Source organism: Nonomuraea roseola (assembly GCF_039535395.1).
Taxonomy (GTDB): domain Bacteria; phylum Actinomycetota; class Actinomycetes; order Streptosporangiales; family Streptosporangiaceae; genus Nonomuraea; species Nonomuraea roseola.
Genome location: NZ_BAAAXC010000015.1, coordinates 2,806,808 through 2,822,185 on the forward strand (window position 1 = coordinate 2,806,808; position 15,378 = coordinate 2,822,185).

Here is a 15,378-nt window from a genome sequence, read left to right on the forward strand (position 1 = left end):
CGGCTCACTAGGGGTGGCAGAATGCGCCAGTGTCGCTCTCTGCGGAAGACTCTCCCAAGGCTCGCATCGTCACGGCATTGCTGCGGGACGGCAACCGAGTACTGCTTTGTCACCGATCTCCCCAGCGCCGTTGGTATCCCGACGTCTGGGATCTGCCCGGTGGCCACGTGGAGCCCGGGGAACTTCCTGGCTTGGCACTTGCTCGAGAGCTCAGAGAGGAATTGGGCATCGACATCGCGGCACCGTTGGGTCCGCCCGTGCAAGAGGTTCGTGCCGACACGTTCGACATGCAAATCTGGCTGATTGAACCGTCCCGGCTTTGATGGAGAGCTCAGGGGTTGATTCCAACGGTCTCGTTGGGCTGGTGTTGAGCGTAGTAGAGGGCTTCATACTCCTCCGGCGGGATGTTGCCGATCGAGGAGTGCAGGCGGGTCGTGTTGAACCATTCGACCCATTCGGCGGTGGCCAGTTCCACTTCGGCCAGGCTGCGCCAGGGCCCGCGGGGTTTGATCAGCTCAGTTTTGTAGAGGCCGATCTGCGATTCCATCAGCGCGTTGTCCAGGCGACGCGTGCTCAGGCCTGGCGGCCGACTCCTCATCTCGGTCTACCATCCACTCGTGGGCGCCCTCCTGCAGCACATGGCCGGGGAGAAGCCCACGTACTTCGAGATCCGTAACCGGACCCAAGAATGGGCCATGGGCGGGCAGACCGCCCAGATGAGTTTCTGGGACCGGCCGCTGCACGCGATGACCGAGGCCTTCACCGCGGCCGGCTTTCGCATCAGCGTCATCAGCGAACCACCGTTTGTGCCGGAAGCCCGCGAGGTGTTCCCTGAGGAGCTCCGCGAGATCACCGGCACGAGGTTCCTGAGCTTCTTGTTCTTCGTTCTCGAAGCAGGCTAACGGCGCCTCGTAACGATCGATTGTCATGACTTAGCGCTTCAGCGGGCGATTCCCGCCAACTGAAGCGCTCAGTCACACCTCACGCTGCCACTTCGACCGTCCGGGGACACCGGGGACAGGATGTCCCCGGCACTGTCCCCGCAAGCCCATAGCGTTTTCCCTGGTCAGAGTATGAACTGGGACAGCGGGGACACCGGGGACACGTAGTGCCCCTAGCGGGTCTCTCGGGGCGTTGGAGCCCGATGTAGATCTTTTAGAACTACCAGCAACTGCTTGGCCAACGCTCGTTCGAGTCGCTGGAATGCGTCGAGCGGGATCGACGCATTCCGCTGTATCTGAACAACGCCGCGACGGCCGGAAGGCTCGAACCTGTCGCCAACGACGCCGTACGGCTCGCAGTCGCCCACCGTGTAGACCACTGCGCCCCGTCGAAGACGTGGGCAGGATGCGAGCGCTTGCGGGATGCAGCTCGGACAGGTGGGCGGTGCGTTGGTGTAACCAGCGGTTCCCGGCTTCCCGCCGGGATCGTCGGCCAGCAGCCACGATATCCGCCCGCTGACGGGATCAACGGCGCTCGCGCCGCACACCTGACACAGCCGGTGCAGCATGCACCGGCGCTGCCTGAGCGTGTTGACGAGCTTCCATTCCGGGCGGCCGTGAGCCGAGAGTCCCTGTCGCGCCCACAGCACGCCGTACATCCAATCCTGCGGCTGTGGGTCAGCGTAGGTGAGCCTGAGCCCGGCGGCCTCATCGGACCATGCGAACCCGAGCGGATGCGGCACCGTCTCCTCAGACCAGGCCGTGATGTACGGCACGCGAAGGCTTGTGGTCATGACAGTGCTTCCCTACGGAGTCGGTCAACGCACACCCTTGATGCGCTATTACGCAATAGCGTAAAGGTGCAGAAGCGTTATAGCGACAGAATCATGGGAGAGTGCCCGTTGATCCGAACTCGTTCACGCCGCTCTATGTCCAGGTGGCCGACGCCCTACGCGCCCAGATCGAAGACGGTGAGCTCCGCCCTGGGGACAAGCTCAAGAACGAAGACGCATTGGCAGACGAGTTCGGCACAGGCAAGGCAACCATTCGCCAGGCCCTGCGACAGCTACGCGCGGAAGGGCTCATCGACACGGAGAACCGCCGGGGCAGCACGGTCCGCACGCCGCCGGAGCTCACGTTGGTGAGCTTGAAGAATCCCGCGAAGATCAGAGCCCGGATGCCGACCGCCAAGGAACGTGTCGAGCTGGGCCTGACCGAGGGTGAGCCGGTGCTTGTGGTGACCTACGCCGACGGCCGTACCGAGGTACTGGCACGCTCGGAGATCGACGCAGGTCCCGCGACGGGGGATTGACTACCTCAGCGCATCCGCTAGCTCGACCATGCTGGTAACGATGAGATCCGCCCCGACCGCGCCAAGCCGTTCAACCTTCCCTGGCCTGTTCGCGTAGCCCACGGCGACCACCCCGGCCAGCTTGGACGCCTCGACATCCGTAACCGAGTCCCCTACCAGCAAGGACGCCGACGGATCTGCCCCGAGGTGGCTGAGTGCCTGATCAAGCAAGTGCGGGTTCGGCTTCATCAGCGAAGGGTCCACCGCCGAGCGTGCCGAGATGTAGGCGATCTGCGCGGCGAGCCCCTCCCGATCTAGGAACGCCTCAACTGCCGACACAGAGTTGTTGCTGACGATCGCGATTGGCAGGCCTCGATTACGCGCTCTCGTCATAAGGTCCGCAGCGCCCGGCGTCAGCCGTGCCGTACCTGCGGCTTCAGTCTCCAGGCGTGTGAGAGCACTCAGCGCCAGTTCGTTGAGGTCACCGCTAAGCCCGCCGCTGAAGCGGAAGACTTCCAAGGGGTCGTCTGTGGCCTGAACTTCGAGTGGCACTACGGCGCCGGCGCCTTCCAGGGTGGCCCTGAGTCGGGCTGCAACCGTGGGCGCTGGTAGTCCGGCGAAGATGTCGCAGACTGGCCCGTCGAAGTCCAGCAGTAGACACTGAGCCTTGCTCATGGCGGCTTGCACGGCTTCCGCCCCAGATAGCGCCATCACGACACCTCGCGCGCCACGCTGGTCCACACGGCGTCAAACCATGCTGACGACTGCTGGACGAACTGCGCAGAGGTGGAGTCTAGACCGTCGCTGAGCGCGAAGTGGAACAGCTCTGTGTCCTTGCCCATCAGGTCATACATCGCGACCGGTGACCCGCCTAGTGCCACGGTGTGTTCGGCCACGGCGTAGTAGCCGAAGAACGCCTCTTCTCCGTTAATGACATACATCTTGAAACGCGGGGGTTCTCCGGAGATCCGAACCTCCGCCGACGCCTGCGCGACCAAGCCGAGGTCGCGCAACTCGTGGACGGATTCCACGATGGCCTGCGCGTGTCGAGATGTGATCTTCTCGGCACGTTGTCTGAACAGCGGCTCGTCCTGCCCGTTGTCCACCCGGCAGGGGAGTGACCATGGACGATCCGTGTCCGGCAGGATGAGCCGGATCGAGATGCGCTCGGGGGACAGGCGCCCGGCGCGGATGCTGTCGAGCGCTTCCTGAAGCGCGCCGTGCAAGGTCTCCCCTGAGAACCCGGCGAAGTCGATGGTGACCTCAGGTCGCTTGAACGCTTGCTCGATGTGGGGGCGCAGGCCAACGGGGCGGGCTGTCTTCTCTCGGACGAACACGCCGCTGCCCTGGCGGGACACGATCAGGCCCTCATCCCGGAGTTCCCGGACGGCCTGCTGGATCGTTTGCCGCGCCACGCCGAAGGTCTGGGCGAGTTCCGGCCCTGAGGGGAGCTTCTCTCCCGGCGCGAACTTCCTGGTAAGGATGGCCGCTCTGAGCTGCGAGGCCACCTGGAGATAGGGCGGACGTGGATCGTCCGGATCGAGTCTCATGCCGCCAATCGTAGCGGCACCTGAACAACATTCCTAGCCAAGTTGGCCATGCCACTTGACATGACTAGCCAGGCCATCCAACATGATGCTTGTACGACCTGCCTAGCCAAGTTGGTCAGGCGGGACGGACGACGGGCAACAAGGCCACATAGCTGGTCAAGTCGCCCACCGCACAGCCGGAAGACCTGGGAAGGCGGCCATCAGGCCGCACGCCGACGGGCTGTCGCACAAGCCGCTCAGACAACTGCATGGGTCACCGCCTCCCAGACCTGAAAAGGCGGTCCGACCGGGCGAAAGACCTTGGTCATCATCCATTTTCCACCACCCGCTCAGGGAGATCTTCACCATGGACACCGCCACCATTGGCACCCAGTCCGCCAGCACCACCAACCAGATGACCCGCTACATGTGGGTCATCGCCGTGCAGTGGCCCACCGGCGGCGGCTTCGGCAGCGCCTCCTTGGCCAGCACGGTGGACATTCCGGCGGGTGCGTCACGCCTGGACATCTACCTACAGGTTGTCGAGCTGGCCAAGCGCGAGACCGGCGCGAAGACGCCCAACGTCGTGTTCTTCTCGCTGGAGCCCGACCGCCTCGACGGCTAGTACTCCAGTGACACTTCGCGATCTTCGGTGTTGTGGTCGCATGGGAACGGCCACTGCAAGATCATGCGGAGTTTGTGAGAACAACCGAAGATCACGCAGTGGCCGTGGGCGACAGCGTAGACCCTGACCGATGGACCGTCACCCTCAACGACCTCCTCGCCCGGATCGCGGCCAGGTTCGGCCGCATCGAGCCACGTCGAACCGCCGCCGCCTATGTGCACGGCCTGCTGGACGACATCGACCGCAAGAACTGCTGGAACCTGGCCGAACACACCGGAGCAACCGGCCCGCAGGGCATGCAACGCCTGCTGCGCCAGGCGCGCTGGGACGCCGATGAGGTCCGCGACGATGTCCGCAGCTACGTCGTCGAGCACCTGGGGCCGGGCGGTGTACTGATCGTGGATGAGACCGGCTTCGAGAAGAAGGGCACCGGCTCGGCCGGGGTGCAGCGCCAGTACTCCGGCACGACGGGCAGGATCGAGAACTGCCAGATCGGCGTCTTCCTGGCCTATGCCACCGGTGCCGGACGAGCCCTGATCGACCGTCGGCTGTATCTGCCCGAGCACTCGTGGCTGGCCGATCCCGAGCGCTGCGGGCGGGCTGGAGTCCCGGACCCAACCACCTTCGCGACCAAGCCCGCGCTGGCCACTGCGATGATCACCGCCGCGCTGGACGCCGGGATCGCGACCTCCTGGGTGAGCGGCGACGAGGTCTACGGCCAAGACCCTCGCCTGCGCGCGGCGCTGGAGGATCGCCGGGTCGGCTATGTGCTGGCCTTCGCCGCCAACCGCCGGGCCAGCCTGGACGGGGCGGAGATGACCGTCGCCCAGATCGCCGCTATGGCGGCTGACCGGCACTGGCACCGCTACAGCGCCGGGGCAGGAGCCAAAGGCCACCGCCTGTATGCCTGGGCATGGACCCGCATCGACGAACACCGGCCCGGTTGGCGGTGGCTACTGATCCGCCGCAACCTGACCACCGGCGAACTGGCCTTCTACCGCTGCTACGCACCCACCCCGAAGCCATTGATGACGTTGGTGCGCATCGCCGGCATCCGCTGGGCCATCGAGGAGTCCTTCCAGGCGGCCAAGGGCCAGGTCGGCCTGGACCACTACCAGGTCCGCGGTTGGACCCCGTGGCACCGCCACATCACCCTGGCCATGCTCGCCCTAGCTTTCCTCGCCGTCGTGGCAGCCCAACAGCCCCGAACCACCGACAACCAGCACATCGCGTTAACCGTGCCCGAGATCCGCCGCCTGCTGGCCGCACTCCTGCTCACCCACACACGCTCGATCGAGCAGGTCCTGCGCTGGTCGAGTTGGCGCCGACGGCATCAGGCGATCGCCCGCCGTTGCCACTACCAGCGCAGATCCCGCCCATGATCTCGAAATGTCGCTGGAGTACTAGACGCTCCTCCATCCGCACATCATCCGCGCATCGTTGCGCGCCGGGGACGGCCCTGCCCGCCAAGACAAGAAGCCGTCCCCGGCCCTCCCATCACCTGAGAGGTAGTTCCATCATGTTCCACCGGTCCAAGTACGCCGGTATTTCCTGGATCGACCCCGAGCCCATCGACGCCTGGGGAGTCCAGTGGACGTGCGGCATCTGCGAGGGCGCGGAGGAATCCGCGCCCGGCTGTGAGCCGCCCTCCCCGCCCGTCTGCCACTCCTGCGCCCGGCTCTGCCTGCGCGACGCGCTGTCCGCGCTGGGGGTGGCCCTGTGACCACCACCGCCGACCCGTTCCCCGCCCTGTTCGGCGGAAGCCAGCCGCTCAGACTGCTTGCCGATCTGCTCAAGCAGGACCCGGCCTGCCAGCTCGAAGACGCGGACCTGTTCACCAGTCCCGAGGAGGACGAGACCGACCAGGTACGGCAGGGCCGCGAGGCCCTTGCCAAGGCCATCTGCGAGCGATGCCCCGCCCGCGCTGCGTGCCTCAACTACGCCCTGACCATCCGGCCCCGCGACGGCGTGTGGGCCGGTTACACCGCTGACGAGATCAACGCCCTGACCCGCATCTTCGCTCGGATCGACCTCCCGAAAGAGGTGGCCTGATGGCCCGCTTCCGCTGCCTCGACTGCGGCCAGCGCTCCGCAAACGTCATCGGCTGTCCGCGTTGTGGCACCACCGCCGGACGGCACTCCCAGCACTGCCCGGTGCACGGCGCGACCTGCCGCCCGACCCCCGGCTGCCGTGCCTGCCGGACCGTCCACCGCTCCCACCTCGATCACTAAGGAGGCCCCTTCCATGCTCACGTTCCTGACCTACGCCGGAACCTTCATCGGCGGCCTGCTGACCTGCGACCTCGTGCGCATCGCTCAGGAGCGCTACCGGCTCCACCAGGTGATGCGCCTCATGGTTCACCGAGCCGAACCGGTGGACATGGTCATCAGTTGCTGGTCCGCCGACCCGGCCAATTTCTGCGACCGGCCAGGCTGCCCGCGCTGCTGGGGAGGGTGGGGCCGCTCATGAGCCGCATCCGCGCCCGCTTCTGGGACCCCACCGGCCAGCGCTACGGCATCCCCACCTACCCATGGCGGATGGCCCCGCCCCACCTGCTCACCAAACGCCAGCTGGCCGCCGAGGGACTACGCCCCGGCGGGCAGGGCGTGCAGGCACAGATCCTCTGGTCCTCCACCCGGCACGGCGCCCCCGGCGTCCGCGCCGCCTACCTCTACTACAGGCGTTTCGCCCTGCCCAAGCGCACCCCGAGCCCGGCACAGCTGGCCGCCCTGGCCAAGGCCACTGCAGCTCGCCGCACCTGCCCTGGCTGCCGTACCGATGTCGGCTACGTCCTGCCGCGGCACCTGGGCACCTGCCTGGACTGCGCCCGAGGGGTGGCCGCATGAGCCGCCGCATGCTCGACACCAGCAGGCGCCCCGGCGTCACCGTGCACGGCGAGAAGCTGCCGACCTTCTATCAGCCCGAAGCCGGACGCGACGGCTGGCTGGAGAGCGACCGCAGGCACGGCATGAACCGCAACCAGCGCACCGACCGCGACCGCCGCCCCAAAGTAGGGGAGCGCCCGTGAGCGCCATCAACCCTGACCCGATCCCCGAGCCGACGCCCGAAGAGGTAGCCCGCGGGCTGGCCGAACTGGAGGCTCACGTGGCCGGCCAGGCGCCCGCCATCCCGCCCGCGCCCGTGGCGCCGGGAGAGACCAAGCGCGTGCTTCGGCTGCGTGCCGAGGTGGCCGAAGCGCACCAGCTGGCCGATCTCCAGGCCGACGACACCCCGCTCATGCTCGACACCCCCAAGGTGCGCAAGCGCCGCAAGGCCGCGCAGGAAGCCGCCAGGCTGCACGCGCTGGCCCAAGACCCCGAGATGCGCGCCTGGCAGGCCGCTCGGATGCGGCGCCTGCTGGTGACCGCCGCGCTGGTGTCGCTGACGCTCGCGCTGGCCTGGTCCACCGCCGGGGTGCAGGCGTTCGCCGCCGATGGCGCCCCCGCCTGGTCGCCGGGCTGGGTGTTCGCCTGGCTGGTCGAGCCGTTCATGTCCATGGCCCTGCTCGTGGTTGTTGGCGCCCGCGCCTACATGGGCACGCGTGGCCAGCCGCTCACCAACCGCACCCTGACCCGGATCGAGTGGCTGTTCCTGGGACTCACTCTCGGCATGAATGCCTGGCCGTACCTGCCCTGGGGACTGCCCGAAGGTACGCCCTTCACCATCTCGCGACTGGTGCTGCACGTCCTGGGACCGGTCGTCGCGGTGGCCATCGTCACCGCCCTGCCCATCATCCTGGCCGCCTTCTCCCGCCTCGACCACGGTGGCGACGGTACCCCTACCGGCCCTACGTACAGGGCTAACGTCCCCGCCCCCGACGCGCTGATCGCCCGCGCCCGGCACCTGATGGCCACCGGCCACCTCCCCGCCGACGCAGGCGCGGACAAGATCCGGCGCGCGCTCGGCTGCGGCATGGACACCGCCCGCGCCGTCCGTGACGCCCTCCGCAACGAGTCCACCCACGCCAAGGAGTAACCCGCCATGTCCAGCCTGCTCACCCTGCTCGCCCCCGCGATCGTCCTCACCCTGGCCTGCCTGGCCGTCCCGGTCTCCATCTGGGTGCGGATGCTCGTCACCCGCCGCCGGACTGTCGCTGAGATCCACTCCACCATGGCGGCTCACCGCCGCACCTGCTGGACGCACCTGGCCGACACCAACCGCGAGGTGACCCCATGACCGGCCCGCGTACCCCCGCCCTCATGCGGCACTTCACATCCGCCGTGCTGACCGCCGTGATCGGGCTGACCCCCACGGCCTGCCACGTTGCCGACAAGGGCACGGGCAATGACTCCACGCCGCCGCCCGTCCTCTGCCAGGACGACCGCTGCCGCTGGGCCGACACCGACCCGACCCCGCCAGCCGAGGACCCCCCGCAGGTCGAGTGCGCGGGCAGCGGACCGGACGCTCGCTGCCAGTGGTCCGACACCGGCCCGACCCCATGACCGCCCGCCCGTCCGGGACGCGGTCCGACCGCGCATCATCCCCGCTCTCGACCGAACAGGGCACGGCCCCCAGTCGCCAAACCGAAGCCGTGCCCTGCCACCCCGCCCACGTCAACGCACACGAGGTGCCCACATCATGACCGACTTGCCGCACGAGCCCAACCCCGGCGCGGACCGCTCCGGCGACATGTCCGGATTCGAGTGGTCCGACCGCACTGCCACCGACACCGAGCCCGCCGAGGGCGGCCAGGTCGTGCCGCTCGACTCCCGCCGCCGCGCCCGCCAGGCCGACGCCGGCGAGCCCGCCCCCTCCAGCGAGCCCGGCGAGCGCACTGCCCCGGCGCGACGTACCGCCGCCCGTGACACCTCCTACGAGATCGAACTCGACGAGCCGCCACCCGCCGACGCCGCCCCCGTCCCGGTGGACCTGCCCGAGGCTGCGGTACCGACGTCGCCGCCGGTAGAGGGCCGCCGCCCGCTCATCCCGACCGGCCTGCACAAGGCCAACCTGCCCGCCACCGTCCGCACCACGGCAGGCCGGTGGGCCTACGTGTCCGCCTTCCACACCCTTCGCGCCCCGTGGTACCTGCTTCAGATCGCCGTGTTCGCCGTCGTCGGCCTGTTCCGGCTGGCCGCCCGGCAGCTGCGCTGGTGGTGGGTCAACGAACAGTACGTGCTGCTTCAGCAGGCCGCCTCCGACAACGACCCGGCGATGTGGCTCAAGCTGCACCGGGAGGGCAAGGCCACCCGCCGCTGGCGCGGCGTGGTCCTGTTCTTCCAGGCCATCGCCCTGGCCGTCGCCATCGTGGTGGTCATCGGGCTGCCGTCCCTGTGGCAGGCCGCAGTGGCTGCGGTGCTGGTGCCGGTGCTGGCCCGCTACGGTCGGCCCGCCGGACGCTCGATCGTCCCGGCTGCCGTGGTCACCCGCCGCTACCGCAAGCTGAACAGCGACATCGTGCTCAGGGCCTACTACGCCGCCGGGCTCGGCCACCCGGACAAGCCGAACACGCAGATCGAGTTCGGCACCGCGATGGCGCGCGAGGGTGACGGCTCGAAGGTGCTGGTCAACCTGCCCTACGGCAAGACGTTCGCCGACGCCGTCAACGCCCGCGAAAAGATCGCCTCCGGTCTGGACGTGGCGCTCGCGCAGGTCACCCTGTCGCGCGACCCGCAAAGTCACCGCTCGCACTGGCTGTGGGTGGCCGACGCCGACCCGCTGGCCACCCCAGCAGGCCGTACGCCGCTGTTGGCCTGTAAGGAGACCGACATCTGGCAGCCCGCCCCGCTCGGGGTGGACGAGCGCGGTCGTCAGGTCGCGCTGCTGATGCTGTGGGTGTCCATCCTCGTGGGTGCTCAGCCCCGGCAGGGCAAGAGCTTCACCGCCCGCCTGCTGGCCCTGTACGCGGCGCTGGACCCCTACGTCCGGCTGGACGTGTTCGACGGCAAGGGCTCGCCGGACTGGCGCAAGTTCGCCCTGGTGGCGCACTCCTGTTCCTTCGGGTTCACCCTGACCCGTGACGGTGACCCGCTGGAGACCTTCGTGCAGATGCTCCGTGACCTGAAGGCCGACGTTCAAGCTCGCTATCAGAAGCTGTCGGAGCTGCCGGTGGACATCTGCCCCGAGGGCAAGCTCACTCGCGAGATCGCCCGCGATCCGCGGTACGGCATGCCGGTGCGGCTCGTGGTGATCGACGAGTGTCAGGAGTACTTCGACACCGGCGACAAGGAGCTGAACAAGGAGATCGCATCCCTGATGGTGTTCCTGGTCAAGGTCGCCCCGGCCGCCGGTGTGATCCTGGTGGACGCCACCCAGAAGCCCGGCGGGGTCGGCACCGGCGACGTGGCCACCGCCTTCACCAGCTTCCGCGACAACCACCAGGTCCGCATCGCGCTGCGCACCGGCTCCTGGCAGGTCTCCGACCTGGTGCTCGGCTCGGGCGCCTACTCCGAGGGGTTCGACTCCTCCGCCCTGCTGCCGTCCTACAAGGGCGTGGGCATCCTGCGCGGCGCCGGGGACGACACCCCGACCGTGCGGTTCTACCTGGCCGACGCCGAAGACGCCGAGAAGATCCTGCTGGCCGCGCGCAAGCTGCGTGAGCGCGCCGGGACGCTGTCCGGGTTCGCCGCCGGACAGGCCGCCGTGCGTGAGGTGCGCGACGTGCTGGCCGACGTCGCCACCGTCTTCCAGGGCAGTGAGACCGGGTTGCCGTGGGCGCTGATCGCCTCCCGGTTGGCCGAGCGCATCCCCGAGCACTACGCCGACCTGACTCCCGAGGCGATCTCGGCTCAGCTGCGCGCGCTCGGCGTGCCGAGCGTGGACATCAAGCGGGACGGCAAGGCGCTCAAGGGCGCCAAGAAGGCCGCCGTCGCCGCCGCCATCACCCGCCGGGAAATCACCACCGGATAGCCCCGCGAGCGTCCCGGCGGACCCCGCCTGAGGGGTTCGCCGGGTCGCGACCCGCCCGCGACCGGTCGCGGCTGCGCGACCCGCCCCGCGACCTCCCATATAGCCGCTGATCAGCCCGAATACCCGCAGGTCGCGGGTAGCGGGCTCGGCTTCCCACACCCAAAAGCAGCTTCTGGAGCCCTTTCATGACTCTCTTGGCCGCGACCGCGACCACCACCGCCGCGACCCCGAACACGACCCCCACCGCCGCGCTCGGCTGGCTCATCCTGGTCGCGCTCGGCGCCGTCCTGGTGTGGTTGCTCGGCTACGCCGGCGCCTGTGCCGCCACCCCGTTCGGTCCCTGCCGCCGCTGCGAAGGCCACGGCAAAACCGTCAAGCCGAACGGCCGAGTCAAGCGCTGGTGCCGCCGCTGCGACGGCACCGGCCTACGCCTGCGCCTGGGACGCCGCCTCTACAACTACCTGCGCCGCCTACGCCGCGAGGGCACCCGCTGACTGGCAGGAGGGTCCGTCCGTGGAATCCCTGACAACCCTGCAGCAGCCCTGCCGCCGCTGCGGCCACCAAAACGCCGTCCACACCGGAGGAGCCAGCCCGTCCGGCTGGGCTATCTACGAACCCATCTGGGCCAACGCCACCGGCTGGTGTTCAACACCCGCCTGCGACTGCCCCTCACGCACCGAAGGGACCGCATCATGACCAGCTCGTCTCTGCGCTACGCCCTGGCCGCCGCCGCCCGGGGCTGGCACGCCTTCCCGCTCATTCCCGGCGGGAAGGTGCCGCCCCGCGGCTTCACCCGCTGGGAGGAGCGCGCCACCACCGACCCCGACACCATCCGCACCTGGTGGGCACGGCAGCCGTACAACATCGGCATCGCCACCGGCCCCTCCCGCCTAGTCGTGGTTGACCTCGACACCCCCAAGGACGGCCAGAACCCACCACCACAGTGGGACCGGCCCGGCATCACCGAGGGCGCCGACGTGTTCGCCGCCCTGTGCGCCGACGCCGGGCAACCGCTGCCGCTGGAGACCTTCCAAGTCCGCACCCGGCGCGGCGGCATGCACCTGTACTACACCCCGCCGGACGGGCTCACCCTGACCAACACCAACGGCGCCAAGGGCGGGCTCGGCTGGCTCATCGACACCCGCGCCAACGGCGGATACGTCGTCGGCCCCGGCAGCACCGTGACCGCCACCGACGGCCACGGCACCTACCAGGTCGTCAACGCCGCACCTCCCGCGCTCTTGCCGCCTTGGCTGGCCGACCTGCTCACTCCCGCCCCGCTGCCCGAACAGCGCCCCGTAGTGGTGGACCTAGCCAGCACCGAACGGCACAGCGCCTACCTACAGGCCGCCATCAACGGCGAGTTGGAGCGTGTGACCAGCTCACCCGAGCACGGCCACAACGTTGCGCTCTATCGGGCGTCCGTCGCGCTCGGTCAGCTCGTGGCCGGTGGCGCGCTGTCAGAGCAGGAGGTGAGCGCGCTCTTGCTCAACGCCGCTCAGAGCGTCGGCCAGGGGTACGGCGAAGCATCCCGCACCATCGGCTCAGGATTGCGCGCCGGTGCCCGCAGGCCGCGAACGGTGGCCGCATGAACAGCTCTGACAAGCCTTCTCACCTGCACCTCGTGCGTGGTGATGCCGTCCACGCGTCCGACCTGTCGCCGGTGCCGTTCCGCACCTCGTGGACCGCCGACGAACTCATGGCCATGACCTTCCCCAAGCCCAAGTACGCCGTGCCCGGCATCATCGCCGAAGGGCTCAGCCTGCTGGCCGGACCGCCCAAGGTCGGCAAGTCCTGGCTTGCCCTGGCTACCGCCATCGCGGTGGCCGCCGGAACCAAGGCATTCGGCTCCATCCCGGTGGAACCCGGCCCGGTGCTCTACCTGGCCTTGGAAGATACCCCGCGCCGACTCCAGAACCGCATGGCCAAGATCCTTCATGGCGCTCCCGCACCTGCCCAGCTCACGTTGGCGACTTCGTGCCCGACGCTGCCCAGCGGCGGAGCGGAGCACATCGCGCGCTGGCTGGAGCGCAACGTCGGTGCCCGCCTGGTCGTCATCGACGTGTTCGCCAAGGTACGCGGCACCACCCCGCCCGGTCTGTCGGCCTACGACGCTGACTACGCCGCGATGGGCTACGCCAAGCGCCTGGCCGACACCTTCGGCGTGGCCGTCGTACTCGTGCACCACGTCCGCAAGATGGGCTCTGACGACTTCCTGGAGCAGGTCTCCGGGACCAACGGTCTGGCCGGTGCCGCTGACTCCACGTTGGTGCTCAAGCGCGCCCGAGGGACCGCCGACGGCGTGCTCCACATCACGGGCAGGGATGTGGAAGAGGCCGAACACGCCCTCTCCTTCCAAGCCGACACCGGCACCTGGCACCTACTCGCCGGCCCGCCCGAGGATCACCAACTCGGAGAGACCCGCGCGGCCATCGCCCGCTACCTGCGCAGCAATCCCAACAGCCCGCCCAGGGACATCGCCGAAGCCATCAGCCTGTCCCGCGACACGGTCAAGCGGACATGCGCCCGCATGGCCACCGACGGCCAGGTATGCGTGGACGCGGCCGGACGCTACCGCCTGCCGGGAACAGACCCCACAGGAAGTGTCCCCGGTGTCCCCGCTGTCCCCGAACCGCCTCTGACCAGCACAAACGCGCCCGATTTCCGGGGACAATCCGCCCTGCCCACTGTCCCCGCTGTCCCCGCCAAGGAGAACGGCCCTTCATGAACACGGCCATTGAAGACGCTCAGCTCTACCGGATCACCGACGCCATGCAGATCCTGAGGCTCAGCCGGAGCTTGATCTACGACCAGATCAGGACTGGCCGCCTGCGCTCGGTCAAGCAAGGCCGCGCCCGCCTGATCACCGCCAACGGCATCCGCGAGTACATCGCACTTCTGGAGAAGGAAGCAGAGGAAGCAGCCTGATGACCAAGCGACGTAGCAGGGGAGACGGCGGCCTCCACTGGGATGACAAGCGCCAGCGCTGGATCGCGACCGCCAGTCTAGGGTTCGCCCCGGACGGCAAGCGCATCATCAAGCGGGGGAGCGGCAAGACCAAGACCGAAGCCAAGACGAAGCTCAAGGAGGTGCTTAGGGACTACGAAGACGGGCTGACCATCGCGCCAGGGGAGTCCACCGTCGCTCAGGCTGCGAACGACTGGCTTGCCTACGGGCTCAGCGGCCTGGACCCGAGCACCGTCGCGACGAACACGACCCTGGTCAAGACGCACATCATCCCGGCCCTGGGTAAGCGGAAGCTCCGCGACCTCAGTGCACAGGATGTGGACAAGTGGTTGGCAGGCAAGGCCAAGACGCACAGCACGAGCACCGTGGCGCGGCTCCACTCGTGTCTGAATCGGATCATCAAGCGCGCCATGGCGCGTGACAAGGTCCGCCGGAACGTCGTTGAGCTGTGCCGAGTTCCACAGGGCAAGGAAGGCCGCCCGTCCAAGGCGCTCACGATGGCTCAGGCCGAAGAGGTGCTCAAGGCCGCCGAGGGCAAGTGCCTGTACGCCTACATCGTGGTCTCTCTCCTGACCGGAGCGCGCACGGAGGAGCTTCGCGCGCTCCGATGGGATCACGTGGACCTCGTGGGCAACCTCGACGGCACTCCACCGATCCCGCCGTACGTCGCCGTGTGGCGCTCCGTACGGAACGGGGGAGACACCAAGACCCGCAAGTCGCGGCGCACGCTCGCACTCCCCAAACGCTGCGTAGACGTGCTGATCGAGCAACAGGAAGCCGAGCAGAAGGAGCAGGGCGACGCCTGGTCAGCCCACGGCCTGGTGTTCGCGTCCAACGCCGGAACCGAGCTGGACGCGGCCAACGTACGACGCGCGTTCCGCCGGGTCATCAAGCACACCAGCCTGAACCCTGCGGAGTGGACGCCCCGAGAGCTACGGCACAGCTTCGTATCCCTGCTCTCTGACCAGGGGACACCCCTGGAGGAGATCTCCCGGCTGGTCGGGCACAGCAGCACGGCAGTGACCGAGCTGGTCTACCGCAAGCAGATCCGTCCCGTGCTCCAGGGAGGTGCGACGGTCATGGATCGGATCTTTCTTAAAGAACCCTGACCTTGGCTGACACCTCAGTCATCTAGGGCGCCGTTCTAGTCGATTCGGAGCGGCGCCCACGAGAAGC

At 68.4% G+C, this 15,378-nt stretch carries 22 protein-coding genes and 1 pseudogene; 19 read left to right on the plus strand and 4 right to left on the minus strand.

The genetic code is table 11. The features are described from left to right. Positions 1-29 precede the first annotated feature (29 nt). Positions 30-323 carry an NUDIX hydrolase gene (locus ABFX55_RS36580; protein ID WP_346127498.1) on the plus strand — a complete coding sequence of 98 codons (294 nt, stop codon included), beginning with the start codon at positions 30-32 and terminating at the stop codon, positions 321-323. Positions 324-331: 8 nt separating this feature from the next. Here ABFX55_RS36580 and ABFX55_RS36585 read toward each other — a convergent pair. Then, positions 332-562 (minus strand): annotated as a pseudogene (locus tag ABFX55_RS36585) (integrase core domain-containing protein); the annotation flags it as partial. Positions 563-617: 55 nt separating this feature from the next. Between ABFX55_RS36585 and ABFX55_RS36590 the strand changes: the two are divergent. Further along, positions 618-902, plus strand: coding sequence for a hypothetical protein (locus ABFX55_RS36590; protein ID WP_346127500.1), 285 nt, complete (start codon positions 618-620; stop codon positions 900-902). A 212-nt stretch (positions 903-1,114) separates the two neighbouring features. Here ABFX55_RS36590 and ABFX55_RS36595 read toward each other — a convergent pair whose 3' ends face one another. Further along, positions 1,115-1,735 carry a hypothetical protein gene (locus tag ABFX55_RS36595; RefSeq protein ID WP_346127502.1) on the minus strand — a complete coding sequence of 207 codons (621 nt, stop codon included), beginning with the start codon at positions 1,733-1,735 and terminating at the stop codon, positions 1,115-1,117. 101 nt (positions 1,736-1,836) lie between these two features. Here ABFX55_RS36595 and ABFX55_RS36600 point away from each other — a divergent pair, with 101 nt between their 5' ends. Beyond that, a complete protein-coding gene (locus tag ABFX55_RS36600; protein WP_346127504.1) occupies positions 1,837-2,253 on the plus strand; it encodes a GntR family transcriptional regulator in 417 nt (138 codons plus the stop codon). Here ABFX55_RS36600 and ABFX55_RS36605 read toward each other — a convergent pair whose 3' ends face one another. Both ABFX55_RS36605 and ABFX55_RS36610 read right to left on the minus strand, forming a co-directional pair. Continuing rightward, the gene (locus ABFX55_RS36605) at positions 2,254-2,907 is read right to left on the minus strand and encodes an HAD family hydrolase (protein ID WP_346127506.1); all 654 of its coding nucleotides are present in this window, start codon (positions 2,905-2,907) and stop codon (positions 2,254-2,256) included. It lies immediately after the preceding gene. A 35-nt stretch (positions 2,908-2,942) separates the two neighbouring features. Continuing rightward, positions 2,943-3,782 carry a GntR family transcriptional regulator gene (locus ABFX55_RS36610; RefSeq protein WP_346127508.1) on the minus strand — a complete coding sequence of 280 codons (840 nt, stop codon included), beginning with the start codon at positions 3,780-3,782 and terminating at the stop codon, positions 2,943-2,945. 346 nt (positions 3,783-4,128) lie between these two features. Here ABFX55_RS36610 and ABFX55_RS36615 point away from each other — a divergent pair, with 346 nt between their 5' ends. From ABFX55_RS36615 to ABFX55_RS36690, 16 genes are all read left to right on the plus strand, one after another. Next, on the plus strand, positions 4,129-4,386 hold the full coding sequence (locus tag ABFX55_RS36615) for a hypothetical protein (RefSeq protein WP_346127510.1): 258 nt from the start codon (positions 4,129-4,131) through the stop codon (positions 4,384-4,386). Between the two features lie 104 nt (positions 4,387-4,490). Continuing rightward, positions 4,491-5,768, plus strand: a complete 1,278-nt coding sequence (locus ABFX55_RS36620; protein WP_346131339.1) for an IS701 family transposase — start codon at positions 4,491-4,493, stop codon at positions 5,766-5,768. A gap of 137 nt (positions 5,769-5,905) precedes the next feature. Next, positions 5,906-6,109 carry a hypothetical protein gene (locus ABFX55_RS36625; RefSeq protein WP_346127511.1) on the plus strand — a complete coding sequence of 68 codons (204 nt, stop codon included), beginning with the start codon at positions 5,906-5,908 and terminating at the stop codon, positions 6,107-6,109. Next, positions 6,106-6,438 (plus strand): WhiB family transcriptional regulator, encoded by a 333-nt coding sequence (locus ABFX55_RS36630; protein ID WP_346127513.1) that lies wholly within the window; start codon positions 6,106-6,108, stop codon positions 6,436-6,438. The genes ABFX55_RS36625 and ABFX55_RS36630 overlap by 4 nt, the downstream gene beginning before the upstream one ends. 192 nt (positions 6,439-6,630) lie before the next feature. Next, on the plus strand, positions 6,631-6,855 hold the full coding sequence (locus ABFX55_RS36635; RefSeq protein WP_346127515.1) for a hypothetical protein: 225 nt from the start codon (positions 6,631-6,633) through the stop codon (positions 6,853-6,855). After that, positions 6,852-7,232 carry an RRQRL motif-containing zinc-binding protein gene (locus tag ABFX55_RS36640; protein ID WP_346127517.1) on the plus strand — a complete coding sequence of 127 codons (381 nt, stop codon included), beginning with the start codon at positions 6,852-6,854 and terminating at the stop codon, positions 7,230-7,232. The genes ABFX55_RS36635 and ABFX55_RS36640 overlap by 4 nt, the downstream gene beginning before the upstream one ends. Continuing rightward, on the plus strand, positions 7,229-7,414 hold the full coding sequence (locus ABFX55_RS36645) for a hypothetical protein (RefSeq protein WP_346127518.1): 186 nt from the start codon (positions 7,229-7,231) through the stop codon (positions 7,412-7,414). Before ABFX55_RS36640 ends, ABFX55_RS36645 begins: the two co-directional genes overlap by 4 nt. Then, positions 7,411-8,361, plus strand: coding sequence for a hypothetical protein (locus ABFX55_RS36650; protein ID WP_346127520.1), 951 nt, complete (start codon positions 7,411-7,413; stop codon positions 8,359-8,361). The genes ABFX55_RS36645 and ABFX55_RS36650 overlap by 4 nt, the downstream gene beginning before the upstream one ends. Positions 8,362-8,367: 6 nt before the next feature. After that, positions 8,368-8,562 (plus strand): hypothetical protein, encoded by a 195-nt coding sequence (locus ABFX55_RS36655; RefSeq protein ID WP_346127521.1) that lies wholly within the window; start codon positions 8,368-8,370, stop codon positions 8,560-8,562. Further along, the gene (locus ABFX55_RS36660; protein WP_346127523.1) at positions 8,559-8,828 is read left to right on the plus strand and encodes a hypothetical protein; all 270 of its coding nucleotides are present in this window, start codon (positions 8,559-8,561) and stop codon (positions 8,826-8,828) included. Before ABFX55_RS36655 ends, ABFX55_RS36660 begins: the two co-directional genes overlap by 4 nt. 136 nt (positions 8,829-8,964) lie before the next feature. Further along, positions 8,965-11,235 (plus strand): hypothetical protein, encoded by a 2,271-nt coding sequence (locus ABFX55_RS36665; RefSeq protein WP_346127525.1) that lies wholly within the window; start codon positions 8,965-8,967, stop codon positions 11,233-11,235. 185 nt (positions 11,236-11,420) lie between these two features. After that, positions 11,421-11,729, plus strand: coding sequence for a hypothetical protein (locus tag ABFX55_RS36670; protein ID WP_346127526.1), 309 nt, complete (start codon positions 11,421-11,423; stop codon positions 11,727-11,729). A gap of 198 nt (positions 11,730-11,927) precedes the next feature. Next, positions 11,928-12,827, plus strand: coding sequence for a bifunctional DNA primase/polymerase (locus ABFX55_RS36675; RefSeq protein ID WP_346127528.1), 900 nt, complete (start codon positions 11,928-11,930; stop codon positions 12,825-12,827). Beyond that, on the plus strand, positions 12,824-13,963 hold the full coding sequence (locus ABFX55_RS36680) for an AAA family ATPase (RefSeq protein WP_346127530.1): 1,140 nt from the start codon (positions 12,824-12,826) through the stop codon (positions 13,961-13,963). Before ABFX55_RS36675 ends, ABFX55_RS36680 begins: the two co-directional genes overlap by 4 nt. Next, positions 13,960-14,163: a helix-turn-helix domain-containing protein gene (locus tag ABFX55_RS36685; RefSeq protein WP_346127531.1), complete on the plus strand. Its 204-nt coding sequence runs from the start codon at positions 13,960-13,962 to the stop codon at positions 14,161-14,163. The genes ABFX55_RS36680 and ABFX55_RS36685 overlap by 4 nt, the downstream gene beginning before the upstream one ends. Then, positions 14,163-15,311, plus strand: coding sequence for a tyrosine-type recombinase/integrase (locus tag ABFX55_RS36690; protein WP_346127533.1), 1,149 nt, complete (start codon positions 14,163-14,165; stop codon positions 15,309-15,311). Before ABFX55_RS36685 ends, ABFX55_RS36690 begins: the two co-directional genes overlap by 1 nt. Positions 15,312-15,378: the final 67 nt, after the last annotated feature.

Excerpts from the sequence above, each read along its gene's own strand:
- ABFX55_RS36625 (WP_346127511.1), top strand. The coding sequence starts at position 5,906 with ATGTTCCACCGGTCCAAGTACGCCGGTATTTCCTGGATCGACCCCGAG.
- ABFX55_RS36635 (WP_346127515.1), top strand. The coding sequence starts at position 6,631 with ATGCTCACGTTCCTGACCTACGCCGGAACCTTCATCGGCGGCCTGCTG.
- ABFX55_RS36670 (WP_346127526.1), top strand. The coding sequence starts at position 11,421 with ATGACTCTCTTGGCCGCGACCGCGACCACCACCGCCGCGACCCCGAAC.
- ABFX55_RS36665 (WP_346127525.1), top strand. The coding sequence starts at position 8,965 with ATGACCGACTTGCCGCACGAGCCCAACCCCGGCGCGGACCGCTCCGGC.
- ABFX55_RS36655 (WP_346127521.1), top strand. The coding sequence starts at position 8,368 with ATGTCCAGCCTGCTCACCCTGCTCGCCCCCGCGATCGTCCTCACCCTG.
- ABFX55_RS36640 (WP_346127517.1), top strand. The coding sequence starts at position 6,852 with ATGAGCCGCATCCGCGCCCGCTTCTGGGACCCCACCGGCCAGCGCTAC.
- ABFX55_RS36660 (WP_346127523.1), top strand. The coding sequence starts at position 8,559 with ATGACCGGCCCGCGTACCCCCGCCCTCATGCGGCACTTCACATCCGCC.
- ABFX55_RS36615 (WP_346127510.1), top strand. The coding sequence starts at position 4,129 with ATGGACACCGCCACCATTGGCACCCAGTCCGCCAGCACCACCAACCAG.
- ABFX55_RS36680 (WP_346127530.1), top strand. The coding sequence starts at position 12,824 with ATGAACAGCTCTGACAAGCCTTCTCACCTGCACCTCGTGCGTGGTGAT.
- ABFX55_RS36610 (WP_346127508.1), bottom strand. The coding sequence starts at position 3,782 with ATGAGACTCGATCCGGACGATCCACGTCCGCCCTATCTCCAGGTGGCC.
- ABFX55_RS36595 (WP_346127502.1), bottom strand. The coding sequence starts at position 1,735 with ATGACCACAAGCCTTCGCGTGCCGTACATCACGGCCTGGTCTGAGGAG.
- ABFX55_RS36645 (WP_346127518.1), top strand. The coding sequence starts at position 7,229 with ATGAGCCGCCGCATGCTCGACACCAGCAGGCGCCCCGGCGTCACCGTG.
- ABFX55_RS36605 (WP_346127506.1), bottom strand. The coding sequence starts at position 2,907 with ATGAGCAAGGCTCAGTGTCTACTGCTGGACTTCGACGGGCCAGTCTGC.
- ABFX55_RS36685 (WP_346127531.1), top strand. The coding sequence starts at position 13,960 with ATGAACACGGCCATTGAAGACGCTCAGCTCTACCGGATCACCGACGCC.
- ABFX55_RS36675 (WP_346127528.1), top strand. The coding sequence starts at position 11,928 with ATGACCAGCTCGTCTCTGCGCTACGCCCTGGCCGCCGCCGCCCGGGGC.
- ABFX55_RS36690 (WP_346127533.1), top strand. The coding sequence starts at position 14,163 with ATGACCAAGCGACGTAGCAGGGGAGACGGCGGCCTCCACTGGGATGAC.